Here is a 12,276-nt window from a genome sequence, read left to right on the forward strand (position 1 = left end):
ACGCCTTTCGCCCGCTGCCGCCTAGCCCAGCCCACCAATGTGGAAGGCCTTGGTCGCGAGGTATTCCTCGATTCCGATCTGTGCTCCTTCGCGCCCCAGGCCGGATTGCTTGACACCTCCGAAGGGCGCCACCTCGGTCGACACCATGCCGGTGTTGAGGCCGACCATGCCGGCCTCGAGCGCCTCCGCAACGCGCCAGGACCGCTTCAGATCGCGCGTATAGAAATAGGCGGCGAGGCCGAAGGGCGTCGCATTTGCGATGGCGATCGCCTCCTCGTCGGTCTCGAAGCGGAACAGAGGCGCCACGGGACCAAATGTCTCCTCGTGCGCCAGCACCATGTCGGTGGTCGCCCCGGTCAGGACGATCGGCGCGGTGAACTGCGGGCCCTTGGGCAGGCTCGCCGGTTGGGCGGCAATACGGGCGCCCTTCGACAGTGCGTCGGCGACATGGCGATTGATCTTGCTGATCGCCGCTTCGTTGATCATCGGCCCGATCGCCACGCCCGGCTCGAGACCCGATCCCACCTTCATGGACTTGACGCGGGCGACGAGCTTGTCCGCAAAGGCATCATAAACGCCGGCCTGCACGAGGATCCTGTTGGCGCAGACGCAGGTCTGGCCGCCGTTGCGGAATTTCGACATGATTGCACCCTCGACCGCGAGGTCGAGGTCGGCATCGTCGAAGACGATGAAGGGCGCATTTCCGCCGAGCTCGAGGCTGACGCGCTTGATGCTGTCAGCGGCACCGCGCATGAGCAGCGAGCCGACGCGGGTCGAGCCGGTGAACGAAATCTTGCGCACCGTCTCGTTGGCCATGAGCTCGGCACCGATCTCGGTCGGCAGGCCGGTGACGATGTTGATGACACCGGCGGGAATGCCGGCGCGCTCGGCCAGCACGCCGAGAGCCAGCGCCGAATAGGGCGTGAAGTCCGATGGCTTGATCACGACGGTGCATCCCGCCGCGAGGGCGGGCGCCACCTTGCGGGTGATCATCGCGTTCGGGAAATTCCAGGGCGTGATGATCGCACACACGCCCACCGGTTCCTTGAGCACGACGATGCGCCGGTCCGGTGTGGGCGAGGGGATCGTGGTGCCAGCAATCCGCCGGGCTTCCTCTGCGAACCATTTGACGAAGGAGGCGCCGTAGCGAATCTCGCCCTTGGCCTCCTCCAGCGGCTTGCCCTGTTCCAGCGTCAGGATGCGCGCGAGGTCGTCGAGATGCGCGATCATGAGGCCGTGCCAGGCTTCCAGAAGCGCGGCGCGCTCGGCATTGGTCTTCGCGCGCCAGGTCGCGTAAGCCTTCGCGGCCGCTGCAATGGCGGCGCGTGTGTCGTCCCGGCCCATATCCGGCACGGTCCCCAGAACGGTTTGCGTCGCCGGGTCGATCACGTCGATCGTCGCGCGCGAAAGCGCCGCTTGCCATTGGCCGCCGATCAAGCCCTGCTGGCGGAAGAGTTGCTGGTCGCTCAGGTTCTGCATCTGTTGTGCCTTGTCGTTTCAGGAGAGACGGGAGAGTACGGCTGCGCTGATCGCTTCGCTGCGCTCCTCGGGATCGACGCTCAGGCTCATGACACCGTGACGTAGATCTTGCGGACGGTCTCGATGGTCTTCCAAACGCCGATAAAGCCGGGCTTCATGACGAAGCTGTCGCCGGCCTTGAACGTGATCGGCTCGCCGCCATCCGGCGTGATCTCGATCCTGCCGGCGAGGATGTGACAGAATTCGAAGGTCTCGCCCTTGATGGAGCGCGTCTCGCCCGGCGTCGCTTCCCACACGCCGGTATGCACCAGCTCACCCTTGGCCTCGTCCTGCGCCCAGGTCTTGAAGTGCGGCGCGCCGGCAATGAGCCGCTCCGGGATTGGGCCGGATTCCTCCGGGGCGAACGTCGGGTTGGGATCAATCCGTTTCAGCAGCAAGTTGGGCTCCTCTCAGTAACCACAAGTCCGATCCAGCAGCCCGACGAGGTCGAGCCGCCTCATATCGCTTGATGTTGTCGATGACCGCGCGAGTGGCGCTGTCCGCCGGGGTTTTGGACACGCAGGGCATGGCGGGGTCACCCGATCGCACTATGCTATCGGAGCGGTGTTCCATCCGGTGCCGAAGGCAAGCGCGATTTGGTGGATTGTTTCGCCAGATGGCTGTTCTGAAACGTAATCTGCGGCGAGGTTCGGTTTATGCTGAGCGCCACAGCGGCCCTGGAGCGAGCTCGGAACACACTACCGCGACCAAGGTCAGGCCGATCAGGGGGAGACATGAAGTCCCGCACGACCCGTTCGCTGACGATCGACGCATTCGATGCGCGTGCGGTTGACATCGACACGGTCGAGCTCGATCAGCTTTACACCCTCTCGATCGGCGTCGGCTGGCCGCACCGCCCGGAGGACTGGCAGTTTCTGCGCGACACCGGCCACGGCATCGTCGTTCATGATGAAATCGGGCGGGTGCTGGGATCGGCGATGTGGTTTCCCCACGGGGCGGATTTTGCCACCGTCGGCATGGTCATCACCTCGCCCCGTCTTCAGGCGCTTGGCACAGCCCAATGGCTCATGAAGCGCATTCTGTCCGCCGCCAAGGGACGTAATCTCCGCCTCAATGCCACGCGTGCAGCGCGCAAGCTTTATCTCTCGCTCGGCTTTCGTCGCGAACGAACGGTGTTCCAGCGGCAAGCCGAGGCGCAGCAGTTCGGTGAGGTGCCTAGCCCTTCCAAAGGGGCCGAGCTGCGGGAGCTGGATCGGAAGGACCTGCCGGCCATCGCTCAACTGGATGCGCAGGCGTTTGGCGCCTCGCGCCTCGATTTGCTTGCGGCGCTGCTCGGACAATCTGCCGGGATTGGACTCTATCGGCTTGGTCGTCTCGAAGCGTTCGCATTGTGCCGCCCGTTTGGGCGAGGGCACGTCGTGGGGCCCGTCGTCGCGTCGAGCGACGAGGATGCGATCCTGGTCGTCGCGCCGCATGTCGCGGTGCACGAAGGACAGTTTCTGAGGATCGACACGCATCTGGCTGACGGGGAGTTCTGCTCCTTCCTGGCACGGTGTGGCCTCGTCTTTTTCGACACCGTCACGACGATGTCGCTGGGCGGAGAGTTTCGTGATCCGAACGATCGCTCCGGAGACACACCTGTGACCTACGCGCTCGCAAGCCAGGCGCTTGGCTAAATCGAATTGGCCGACGCGCCGCAGCCGGCGTCAAGCTAACCATTGCCGCGCCCGTACCTTTCAGCACGCGATGACGGACGGTCCGCCAATTCAGGTCTTTAGACCGCCAGGGATCTGGCGTTTGCGACCCGAGACAATCCACCTTCTAGAGCCGCTCGACTTGCTTGATGGGTTTGGAACGCGGGCAGGCGCCTGCGGTTCCTATCCTCAGGCACGAGAGGGAGGGTCGACATGGCCGACGAACGCTTTGCTTATCTGCTGGGCCAGGCCGCCATGGACGTATGGGGTGATATGCCGCGCGACGTCCAGGAGGCGCTGTTCGAGACGGCGATGAAGGGGCATGCCTCGGAGCGGGAAGCGCTTGCGCGGCTGCTGCACGATCGTCATCCGCGCACGGTACATCCAGCCAAACCTGTTTGAACGGGGGACGAACAACGTCTCGCTGATCGAAGCGTTTTGCGAGTGTTGACCATGGAGCCGATGGAAGCCGAATCCGTCACCGAGCTTCCGCGCGGGGCGCAATGGCAATACGAGCCGAAATGGGACGGCTTCCGTTGCCTGCTCATTCGCGACGGCCGAGGCGTTCGCATGCGGTCGAAAGGCGGCCGCGACCTCGTCCGCTATTTTCCGGAGATCGCTTCCGCCGCATCGGCCATAACTGCGGGCTCCTTCATGCTCGACGGAGAGCTGATCATCCAGCTTGAGGAGGGCTACTCGTTCGACGCCTTGCTTCAGCGCCTCCATCCGGCAGCCAGCCGGGTGAAGCGTCTTGCCCGGGAAACGCCAGCACACTTCATCGCCTTCGACCTGCTGCGGTCGGCGGAGGTGGATGTCGGAGCGCTGCCGCTGGCAAAACGACGGCTTGCGCTTGAAAAATTCGCGCGGCGCTACTTCCGGGGCAACGAGGTATTCGAGCTTTCGCCGGCGAACCGCGATTTTGCCGAGGCGAAGCGGTGGCTCCAGCATGTCGAGGATGGCCACGACGGCGTCGTCGCAAAGCGGCTGGACCTTGCCTACCGCAGCGGCACGCGGGACGGGATGCAGAAGATCAAGCTGCTGCGATCGGCCGATTGCGTGGTCGGCGGCTTCAGATATGGCGAGAAGAAGCAGGGCAAACGGAAGGTGCTCGGCTCGTTGCTGCTTGGCCTGTACGACGACGCCGGCCGCCTGCATCACGTCGGCTTCACTTCGGCGATCAAGGCGTCCGACAGAGTGGGCCTCACCGAGAAATTCGAGAAGATCGTCAGCAAGAGCAGCTTTACCGGCAAGGCTCCGGGCGGGCCCAGCCGATGGTCGACCAGGCGATCTGCCGAGTGGCAGCCGGTGCGGCCGGTTCACGTCGTCGAGGTCTGCTACGACCATGTGTCCGGCGGCCGGTTTCGCCACGGCACGAAGATCCTGCGTTGGCGCCCGGACAAGAAGCCTTCGCAATGCCGCATGGACCAGCTTCGCCAGAAATCAGCGAAGCGAACGAAGACACAAGCCGCGAAGCCGGATGAGCGATAGCGACGCGCGTCCGCGCCTGGAACGTGGGGTGCGGGACGACGTTGAGATCGCATCGCAAGATGGCGGAACCCGGCTCCGCCAAGCACTAGCCGGTGAAAGCGAGGAAGGAGATTGTCATGTTTCAGAAGTCAATGTTGGTGGGCGCTCTGCTCGCGCTCAGTTCGACCATCGCGCTCGGCGGTCCGTGCAATACGGCCAGCCGCGATGCCGGCTCCGGGCCGGTGACAACCGGGAAAGCCGGTGAAACGACGGGAGTTGCTTCATCGAATGCCAAGGAGCATCCGCCGACCTCGGCCATGAACAAAGCGACCGAGGGGACCGCGGCCTCGTCGCAGGATGCCCAGCGTCAGATGCAGAGCCAGCCGACGGCTGCCGAGCAATCGACCAAGTCCACTGCGGCCGATGCCAGCAAGTCGACCGCTGCCGACGAGGGCTGCTGACTGCGGTCGCCTGTCGTTGTGTTCTGACGAACGAGGGCGCCCCGTTACCGGGACGCCCTTTTTTGCGATCGTCCTTCAATTCGCACTAAGGCATGGATTGCGGCGTCTCTGCCGGGCGGCTCGACCAGCGGTTCGAATGCATCATCCAGGCAGAAAGTGGCCGGCCGTCCCTGTGCCGTCCGCCTGCCGCGGCGCCAGCCCAGGCGGCAACGGCTCCAAACAGCAGCGCAGCAGCGGCCGAAAAAGCCAGGATGATGCTCGCCGCGCGCGCCCTGGAAATGGTTTGCTTGGCATTCGCAATCGTCGCATCGACCCGCTTCTCCGAATCCGGCCCGGTCAGGCCGGTCAGCGCGGTGACCTGCTGGACGAGGTAAGCACGATCGTCGGTCGCAACGCCGCTGTGGCTGGACGACGTCATCAGGATGCGTGCGGCTTCGGCTCGTTCGGCGCTCAGATCGACGTTCGGCGGCCGACGCGGCGCGCGGAACAGGCGATCGAGCTCGAAACTGAGAACCGATGGTTCGGAAGCCGAAGACGTCTGCATAGACGAGGACGGCTTGCTGGCCGCCCATGCAACCAAGGCGGTCAGGACGGCGCCGATCACGACGGCAAGCGCCCAGGAGGCAACGCCATGCATCCCGTCGCGAGTTGCGACGTCCTCGTTGACGGACGCATAGGGCGATCGGATGCGCCCGGCAAAATAGCCGCCGCAACCGAAGCTGATGAGGGCCTGAAAGATCAGATAAACGCCCGAGAGCAGCCAAAGCGCAAACGAGGTGTCCCGCCAGGTCGGAGCCGCCGAGGCGACGCCAAGCCCGAGGGCGGCGGCAAACGAGATCAGGATCAGCGAAAGCGCCGATGCTGCCAGGGCGCCGGCGATGACAGGCGTCCATTGCAGACTCCACGGTTGCAATCGGCCTTGCTCGCGCACCGTCGCGTCTTCGGCTCTCACCAGCGTTTCCATGATGATCACCGCAAGCCGAACAGAGACAGGATGAACATGATGATAACGATCAACCCAACGAGATAAATGATCCCATCCATGTGAAGTCCTCCGAATTGTGCGGTACCAATTCAGTGTTGACGTGAGGGTTCCTAATCAGGCCGGTGGATGATCCGGGAAGACCGTCCGCACGACATCCACGTCGCGGTAGGCTCGCTTCATGGAGCGGTCAGTGGTACGTACTTTTCACCGGGAAGGCGGCCGGTTTTGCTGTCCTACACCCAAGGCTGTACGATCGGCGCAAGGAGCGCCGCGGAATGACAGCTTGATCGGTCCACATTCGCGCCAATCGGCGCGGCCGTTCAATCGTCGCGCCCGTGCACCTGCGCCGGCGGTGCCGTCGCCTCAATCGCGGTAAAGGTCTTCTGAATCCGGTAGGCGTGCTTTGCCTGCGCAGGAACAAGCCAGGAATCGCCGGATTTCAGATTGATCGTTTGGCCTTCAAGCGTGAGTTCGGCCTGCCCCGCAATGACGTAGCCAACGGTCTCGTATTCTCGCTGCGTCGTCGCGCCCTGTTGCGGCGCCTCGTTCTGCCACAAGCGCATTGAAACGTGCTTTCCGGAGACCAAGTACGTTTGTCCCATGTCCCCGACCGGGGAGTGGCTGGCGGAAACCTTCTTGATCGTGGTGTCACCCATGCTGACCTCCGACGTCGTTCTGTCCGGTTAAGAAGCCTGGCTCCTGCTTGTTCCTCGCAGATGCGTCTTGGAACCAGCGTTCTGGTTTCAGGTTTCTTGGGCAGGCCTGCAGTGGCCGGAAACTAGTCTGCGCGTCGCACCGCACCTCCTGGCGCGGGCGCTGCAAGCGGACCGGTCGGGCTCGTGAGTACGGGTGACGCAGGCGAACGGTGGAAGATAATGAGGGATGGCAAGTCGGAGGTCGCGGAGATTCGCGACGCCGTTCATCTCTGCATCGACATGCAGAACATCTTTGCGCCCGGCGGTCTCTGGGAGACGCCGTGGATGGAGCGAGTCCTGCCAACGATCGTTACGATCGTGTCGCGCTACGAGGTGAGAACCGTGTTTTCGCGCTTCATCACGCCGCAACACCCGGAGGACCGTCCCGGGCAGTGGCGTAGCTATTTCCAGCGTTGGGAGCAGGCCACCCGCAACCATCTCCCGGCATCGGCGCTTGACCTCGTGCCGGCCTTGGCGCGCCACGTTCCGCCGGCTCGCGTCATCGACAAGCCGGCCTATTCGGCGTTCAGCAATCCGGCGCTGGCGACCTCCTTGATCGAAAAAGCAATCGGGACGGTGGTCGTCACTGGCGCGGAAACCGACGTTTGCGTCCTGTCGACGGTCTTGAGCGCGGTCGATCTCGGCTTCAGGGTGGTGATCGTGGAGGACGCTCTGTGCAGTTCATCCGACGTCGGCCATGACGCGCTCATGACGATGTATCGCACGCGCTTCCATGGTCAGGTCGATCTGGTGACCGCCGAGGAGCTCGCGGAATTCTGGCGCGAATAGCAATGGAGTCCTGCGCGCGGCCTATAGCAGCGACCGAAGCTTCAGGGCATCGCTCGGTGCCGCGCTTTTCTGGTCGTTGTCGAAATAGACATAGACGTCGCAGCCCTGGCGCTTCCATGACTTGATGCGCTTGGCCCATTCGGCAAGCACCGGCCGACGGTAGTGGCCGTAATAGCGTCCGCTCGGCCCGTGCCCACGTACGTAGACGAAATCCGCTGTCCGTCGCCACGGCGCCGGTGCGTCGTGATGGTCCGACAGGCAAAGCGAGATGTTCTCGTCGGCCAGCATTCGCAGGATGCGAGGCTGATACCAGCTCGGATGACGAAACTCGAAACTGTAGCGGCGCTTGGTGGACAGCAGCTTGAAGAAAGAGGCAAGGCGGTCGGCGTTTGCTTCGAACTGAGGCGGAAGTTGAAACAGGATCGGCCCCGCCGCGGGACCGAGCAAGGAGATACGATCCTCCAGCAGCGCTAGGCTGTTCCTGGAGTTGTCGGACAGCCGTTTCCAGTGCGTGATGAACTTGGAGGCTTTCCACGCGAATACGAAATCTCCGTCGACCTGAGACCGCCAGGTCCTGACGGCTTCTGGCGTCGGCGTGCGATAGAAGACGCCGTTGAGCTCGGTCGTGTGGAATTGACCGGCGTAATAGCTGAGTTGCTGCTTCAGGGGTAAATCGCTCGGAAAGAATGGGCCTCGCCACGAGGCGTAGTGCCAGCCCGAAGTTCCGATATGTACGCGAGCCATCTGTCGCCACGCTCCCTCGTCGGCAAACGTCCCGGCGCCGGATATGTTGCGTCCAAGGGGCGCTTTTCGTTTCGGCCCTCGCCTTAGGAACCGCATGCGGCACTCTCCGGTTGATCGGATCGCACCGATATCCACAGGAGTCAGCATGACGGATCCGGACATTCGCAAGGGGATGCCGCCCGTCAAACTGTCGCGCGAGGAGTTTGAACGCCGCTACAGGGACCAGTTCGTTGATCCCTCGTTTGCGCCCCTGCAGCATGAGCTGGATGCTGTGATCGGAGCGGCCTGGGATGCCTACAGTCATTCGCGCAAAGCCCCGGTGACCCGAAAGGCAGGACCAGGCTTCTCCGATCCGGATTACGAGCTCGCGGTCGACTGGCTGAATGCCCGGTCCGCGGTCCTCGAGGCCCAGCGGCGGCATGATGACGCCCGTGCGCCTGCCCGCGTCCTCATCATCAACGGGTCAGCGCGCAGCGAGCACACCTGTCCTGGCGAGATGTCCAAGACCTGGCGCATGGTCAAGATGGCCGAGCCGGTCTTGATCGAGATGGGCTTTGCCGTGGACATCCTTGATCTCTCCCGCCTGACCTCGGAGTTGGGCAAGAACATCCATCCCTGCAAAGCCTGCGTGTCCACCGCCATGCCGCTCTGCCACTGGCCGTGCAGCTGCTATCCGAACTACGCGCTGGGCCAGACCAGCGACTGGATGAACGAGATCTATCCGCTCTGGGTTGCCGCCCACGGCATCCTGATCGTGACGCCCGTGAACTGGTACCATGTCCCGGCCGGACTCAAGGCGATGATGGACCGGCTCGTGTGCGCCGATGGAGGAAATCCCGATCCGACCTCGACGCACGGCAAGAAGGTGGATGAGGCCAAGGCGATCGAGCTGAAAGGCTGGCCCTATCCGCGTCATCTCGCCGGCCGCCATTTCGGCCTCGTGGTTCACGGCGACAGTGTCGGCACCGAGGGCGTGCGCAGAACCCTGTCTGACTGGCTGACGGACATGCACCTGATCTCGGCCGGTCGCTTCGGCGAGCTCGACGGCTACGTCGGTCATATGGAGACATATGCCACCTCGCATCGGGAGCTGGACGAAGACCGCGAATTTCAGCAGGAAGTGCTGAACGTGGCACGCGCGCTGGGAAATGCGATCCGGCTTGCGAGGGACGGCCGGTTGGATGAACCGGGTGCAGGATTGGAAGAGCCTAACCCGAAGTGACGCGAGGGCGTTCGGCGCAACCTCTGTTCAATCGAGCGCGGAAATCACCCCGTCGATGAGATTGCACGCCAGCAGATGGTCGCTCGTGGGCGCGGCGGTACGCTGGATCTCGATCAAGGATGCGTCGATGCGCCTGATCCGTTCGCGCATGTCGCGGGCGAGCTGCACGGCGACGTCCTCCTCGATCGCCTGAAAACGGACGCGTTCGCCGGGGCGGAGCTGAGCAAGCCGCGGCAGGTCCGCCGAGATCACGGTTGCGATCTTTGGATATCCTCCGGTGGTCTGGCGATCGGCGAGCAGGATGATCGGCTGGCCATTTCCGGGAATCTGGATGCTGCCGAACACCGTGCCGTCGGAGACGATACCCACTGCGCCCGCATGCTGAACCCGCGGCCCTTCGAGCCGGCATCCCATGCGATCGGACAGCGCCGTGACGGTGTAGTCGGAGGCGAAGAACGTCGCGATGCCTTCCGCGCTGAAGGCATCGTCCTGCGGGCCGAGGAGGACGCGAACTGGGCCTTGCGCGCGGCGGCGGTGCGCCGGGGGCACCATCAGATGTGGCCGCGCCGGCAGTCCGGGAGCTGCCAGCGGCAATCGATCGCCCGCACGCAGCGGACCACCGTCGACCCCGCCGAGCTGGCTGCGCGAATGCGTCGAGACGCTGCCGAGCATCGGCGCGACCTGAAATCCGCCGGAGACGGCGAGGACGGCGCGTGCGCCATCCCGCGCGGTTCCGATCGAGAGGCGCTGGCCCGCCTTCAGATCGAGTGTTTCGTGCGACGAAACCGGCCGGCCGTCGATCGCGATAGCGAAGTCCGCGCCTGCAAGCGCGAAGCGGATATCGGCGCCGGCGCAGGTGAGCGTGGGTCCCGCGAGGGTGATTTCGAGGGCGGCCGTTTCAAGCTTGTTGCCGACCAATGCGTTGGCGGTTGCCAGCGCAATCGGATCCATCACGCCCGACGCCGAGATGCCAAAGCGCTGGAAGCCGCGGCGGCCAAGATCCTGGAGGGTCGTAGCAAGACCGGGCTCGATGATTTCGAGATCGACAGACATTGCGCCGCTCAGACCTGCAACTCTTCTCTCTCGGCGACGATCGCGCCTGCTTCGGCCGCGCGCTCCAGCGCGGCAAATTCGGTGGCAGCGATGGGATGAAATCGCAGCAGGTCGCCGGCGCGGAACAGGAAGGGTTCGTGCGTGCGTCGCGGGTCATAGGAGCGCACCGGCGTGCGCCCAAGCATGTGCCAGCCGCTCGGCGCGGCGAGTGGCGGCGCAACCGCGGCCTGCTGGCCTCCGACGGAGACGCTGCATGGGGGCGTCACGAGCCGGGGTTCCGGGCGCCGGTCGACGTGAAGCGCGGGATCGAGCCCGCCGAGATAGGCAAATCCCGGCATGAAGCCGATCATGTAGACGCGGTATTCGGCTGCGCTGTGCCGCGCCACGATCTCGTCCGTGGTGGTGTCGAGCCGCTGTGCGAGCCAGTCGAGATCCATGCCGTTGTCGCCGCCATAGGCGACGGGAACGGTCCAGCGGCGGCGGACCTGTCCCTTCGGGGCGACCGGCGGCCACAGCGCCATGATCTCTGCTTCGATGTCGCGCCGTGACAGCATGACCGGATCGAAGCAGACCAGTAGCGTGCGGTAGGTCGGCACGATCTCGACGATGCCGGGCAGCGCACGCTCGGTCAGCGCACGGTCGAGATCGACGACCCGCGCATTGACATCGGCGTCGATGCCGTCGCCGACCTCGACCGTCAGTGCGGTATCGCCCGATCGGCGGAAGCGCGGCACCGCGTAGAGTGCATCATTGGCCTTGCTCATTGAGGCCCTGTGAGGTCGTTGGACGTAGACATGTTCCTCGAAAAACGTCACCGCCCCATGCAAGGGGCGGGCCGAATTTGTCGTGACGCACACCGCGTATCACGGGTATATCCAATCTGCACGCCAAATGAGGACGACGATGACTCTGATCGATATGAACTGCGACATGGGCGAAGGTTTCGGCGTCTATACCCTCGGCGATGACGCCGAAATGCTGCGGACCGTCACCTCCGCCAACATCGCCTGCGGCTTTCATGCCGGCGATCCGCTCGTCATGCATCGCACCTTGAGCGAGGCGAAGGCCAACGGCGTGCAGGCCGGTGCGCATCCCGGCTTCCTCGATCTCTGGGGGTTTGGCCGCAGGCCCATCCAGGGCGAACGCCCCGCCGACATCGAGAAGATCGTGCTCTACCAGGTGGGCGCGCTGATGGCGCTGGCGTCCGACGCCGGTCACCCCGTCCGCCACGTCAAGACCCACGGTGCGCTCGGCAACATCGCCGCGGAGGATCGCGACCTCGCCGAAGCCGTGGCGCGTGCGATCCGCACCATCGACCGCAACCTGATCTTCGTGGTGATGCCCGGCCAGGAGACGGAACGGGCCGGCGAGAAATTCGGCCTGCCGCTGGTGCGCGAGATCTATGCCGATCGCGCCTATGCCGACAATGGCAATCTGGTGTCGCGCCGCCTCGCCGGATCCGTCATTCACGATGCCGAGGTCGCGTCCGAACGGGTCATTCGCATGATCGAGGATCGCGCGATCACGTCCCTGTCGGGAGCGCAGCTGCCGACCCGCATCGACAGCGTCTGTGTCCACGGTGATACGCCGGGTGCGGTCGCGATGGCGCAGCGCCTGAAGGCACGCCTTGCCGCAGCCGCAGTGACGCTGGCGCCAATGGCTGAGGTCATTGGCGCCTGAGCCGCAC

14 protein-coding genes are annotated in these 12,276 nt (G+C 64.2%); 7 read left to right on the forward strand and 7 right to left on the reverse strand.

The genetic code is table 11. The features are described 5' to 3' along the window. Window positions 1-21: 21 nt before the first annotated feature. Both N2603_RS13575 and N2603_RS13580 read right to left on the reverse strand, forming a co-directional pair. Window positions 22-1,479 carry an NAD-dependent succinate-semialdehyde dehydrogenase gene (locus N2603_RS13575; RefSeq protein WP_260389184.1) on the reverse strand — a complete coding sequence of 486 codons (1,458 nt, stop codon included), beginning with the start codon at window positions 1,477-1,479 and terminating at the stop codon, window positions 22-24. A gap of 86 nt (window positions 1,480-1,565) precedes the next feature. Next, the gene (locus N2603_RS13580; RefSeq protein ID WP_018642577.1) at window positions 1,566-1,916 is read right to left on the reverse strand and encodes a cupin domain-containing protein; all 351 of its coding nucleotides are present in this window, start codon (window positions 1,914-1,916) and stop codon (window positions 1,566-1,568) included. Window positions 1,917-2,252: 336 nt separating this feature from the next. On the opposite strand from N2603_RS13580, the gene N2603_RS13585 reads away from it, so the two are divergent. The 4 genes from N2603_RS13585 (at window position 2,253) to N2603_RS13600 (ending at window position 5,101) form a co-directional block, all read left to right on the forward strand. Beyond that, window positions 2,253-3,155 carry a GNAT family N-acetyltransferase gene (locus tag N2603_RS13585; protein WP_260389185.1) on the forward strand — a complete coding sequence of 301 codons (903 nt, stop codon included), beginning with the start codon at window positions 2,253-2,255 and terminating at the stop codon, window positions 3,153-3,155. A 231-nt stretch (window positions 3,156-3,386) separates the two neighbouring features. After that, complete coding sequence (locus N2603_RS13590) at window positions 3,387-3,575, forward strand: hypothetical protein (protein WP_018642579.1); 189 nt, start codon at window positions 3,387-3,389, stop codon at window positions 3,573-3,575. A gap of 60 nt (window positions 3,576-3,635) precedes the next feature. Then, window positions 3,636-4,661 carry an ATP-dependent DNA ligase gene (locus N2603_RS13595; protein WP_260424193.1) on the forward strand — a complete coding sequence of 342 codons (1,026 nt, stop codon included), beginning with the start codon at window positions 3,636-3,638 and terminating at the stop codon, window positions 4,659-4,661. A 116-nt stretch (window positions 4,662-4,777) separates the two neighbouring features. After that, a complete protein-coding gene (locus N2603_RS13600) occupies window positions 4,778-5,101 on the forward strand; it encodes a hypothetical protein (RefSeq protein ID WP_260389186.1) in 324 nt (107 codons plus the stop codon). An 85-nt stretch (window positions 5,102-5,186) separates the two neighbouring features. Here the strand turns inward: N2603_RS13600 and N2603_RS13605 are convergent, their stop codons facing one another. Beyond that, window positions 5,187-6,065 carry a hypothetical protein gene (locus N2603_RS13605; RefSeq protein WP_260389187.1) on the reverse strand — a complete coding sequence of 293 codons (879 nt, stop codon included), beginning with the start codon at window positions 6,063-6,065 and terminating at the stop codon, window positions 5,187-5,189. Between the two features lie 341 nt (window positions 6,066-6,406). Further along, window positions 6,407-6,742, reverse strand: coding sequence for a cupin domain-containing protein (locus tag N2603_RS13610; RefSeq protein WP_026311925.1), 336 nt, complete (start codon window positions 6,740-6,742; stop codon window positions 6,407-6,409). Window positions 6,743-6,961: 219 nt separating this feature from the next. Between N2603_RS13610 and N2603_RS13615 the strand changes: the two genes are divergently transcribed. Then, window positions 6,962-7,570 (forward strand): cysteine hydrolase family protein, encoded by a 609-nt coding sequence (locus tag N2603_RS13615; protein ID WP_260389188.1) that lies wholly within the window; start codon window positions 6,962-6,964, stop codon window positions 7,568-7,570. Window positions 7,571-7,591: 21 nt separating this feature from the next. On the opposite strand, the gene N2603_RS13620 is transcribed toward N2603_RS13615, so the two are convergent. Further along, the gene (locus N2603_RS13620) at window positions 7,592-8,314 is read right to left on the reverse strand and encodes a DUF72 domain-containing protein (RefSeq protein WP_260389190.1); all 723 of its coding nucleotides are present in this window, start codon (window positions 8,312-8,314) and stop codon (window positions 7,592-7,594) included. A 145-nt stretch (window positions 8,315-8,459) separates the two neighbouring features. On the opposite strand from N2603_RS13620, the gene N2603_RS13625 reads away from it, so the two are divergent. Beyond that, on the forward strand, window positions 8,460-9,536 hold the full coding sequence (locus tag N2603_RS13625; protein WP_260389192.1) for a flavodoxin family protein: 1,077 nt from the start codon (window positions 8,460-8,462) through the stop codon (window positions 9,534-9,536). Between the two features lie 27 nt (window positions 9,537-9,563). On the opposite strand, the gene N2603_RS13630 is transcribed toward N2603_RS13625, so the two are convergent. Both N2603_RS13630 and pxpB read right to left on the reverse strand, forming a co-directional pair. Beyond that, window positions 9,564-10,589 carry a 5-oxoprolinase subunit C family protein gene (locus N2603_RS13630; protein WP_260389193.1) on the reverse strand — a complete coding sequence of 342 codons (1,026 nt, stop codon included), beginning with the start codon at window positions 10,587-10,589 and terminating at the stop codon, window positions 9,564-9,566. Window positions 10,590-10,597: 8 nt separating this feature from the next. Continuing rightward, the gene (gene pxpB / locus N2603_RS13635; RefSeq protein WP_260389195.1) at window positions 10,598-11,353 is read right to left on the reverse strand and encodes a 5-oxoprolinase subunit PxpB; all 756 of its coding nucleotides are present in this window, start codon (window positions 11,351-11,353) and stop codon (window positions 10,598-10,600) included. A 139-nt stretch (window positions 11,354-11,492) separates the two neighbouring features. On the opposite strand from pxpB, the gene N2603_RS13640 reads away from it, so the two are divergent. After that, the gene (locus N2603_RS13640) at window positions 11,493-12,269 is read left to right on the forward strand and encodes a LamB/YcsF family protein (RefSeq protein ID WP_260389196.1); all 777 of its coding nucleotides are present in this window, start codon (window positions 11,493-11,495) and stop codon (window positions 12,267-12,269) included. Window positions 12,270-12,276 lie beyond the last annotated feature (7 nt).

The sequence above is a fragment of the Bradyrhizobium huanghuaihaiense genome (genome assembly GCF_025200885.1).
Classification (GTDB): domain Bacteria; phylum Pseudomonadota; class Alphaproteobacteria; order Rhizobiales; family Xanthobacteraceae; genus Bradyrhizobium; species Bradyrhizobium huanghuaihaiense.

Excerpts from the sequence above, each read along its gene's own strand:
- N2603_RS13575 (WP_260389184.1), bottom strand. The coding sequence starts at position 1,479 with ATGCAGAACCTGAGCGACCAGCAACTCTTCCGCCAGCAGGGCTTGATC.
- N2603_RS13585 (WP_260389185.1), top strand. The coding sequence starts at position 2,253 with ATGAAGTCCCGCACGACCCGTTCGCTGACGATCGACGCATTCGATGCG.
- N2603_RS13590 (WP_018642579.1), top strand. The coding sequence starts at position 3,387 with ATGGCCGACGAACGCTTTGCTTATCTGCTGGGCCAGGCCGCCATGGAC.
- N2603_RS13595 (WP_260424193.1), top strand. The coding sequence starts at position 3,636 with ATGGAAGCCGAATCCGTCACCGAGCTTCCGCGCGGGGCGCAATGGCAA.
- N2603_RS13600 (WP_260389186.1), top strand. The coding sequence starts at position 4,778 with ATGTTTCAGAAGTCAATGTTGGTGGGCGCTCTGCTCGCGCTCAGTTCG.
- N2603_RS13605 (WP_260389187.1), bottom strand. The coding sequence starts at position 6,065 with ATGGAAACGCTGGTGAGAGCCGAAGACGCGACGGTGCGCGAGCAAGGC.
- N2603_RS13610 (WP_026311925.1), bottom strand. The coding sequence starts at position 6,742 with ATGGGTGACACCACGATCAAGAAGGTTTCCGCCAGCCACTCCCCGGTC.
- N2603_RS13615 (WP_260389188.1), top strand. The coding sequence starts at position 6,962 with ATGAGGGATGGCAAGTCGGAGGTCGCGGAGATTCGCGACGCCGTTCAT.
- N2603_RS13620 (WP_260389190.1), bottom strand. The coding sequence starts at position 8,314 with ATGGCTCGCGTACATATCGGAACTTCGGGCTGGCACTACGCCTCGTGG.
- N2603_RS13625 (WP_260389192.1), top strand. The coding sequence starts at position 8,460 with ATGACGGATCCGGACATTCGCAAGGGGATGCCGCCCGTCAAACTGTCG.
- N2603_RS13630 (WP_260389193.1), bottom strand. The coding sequence starts at position 10,589 with ATGTCTGTCGATCTCGAAATCATCGAGCCCGGTCTTGCTACGACCCTC.
- pxpB (WP_260389195.1), bottom strand. The coding sequence starts at position 11,353 with ATGAGCAAGGCCAATGATGCACTCTACGCGGTGCCGCGCTTCCGCCGA.
- N2603_RS13640 (WP_260389196.1), top strand. The coding sequence starts at position 11,493 with ATGACTCTGATCGATATGAACTGCGACATGGGCGAAGGTTTCGGCGTC.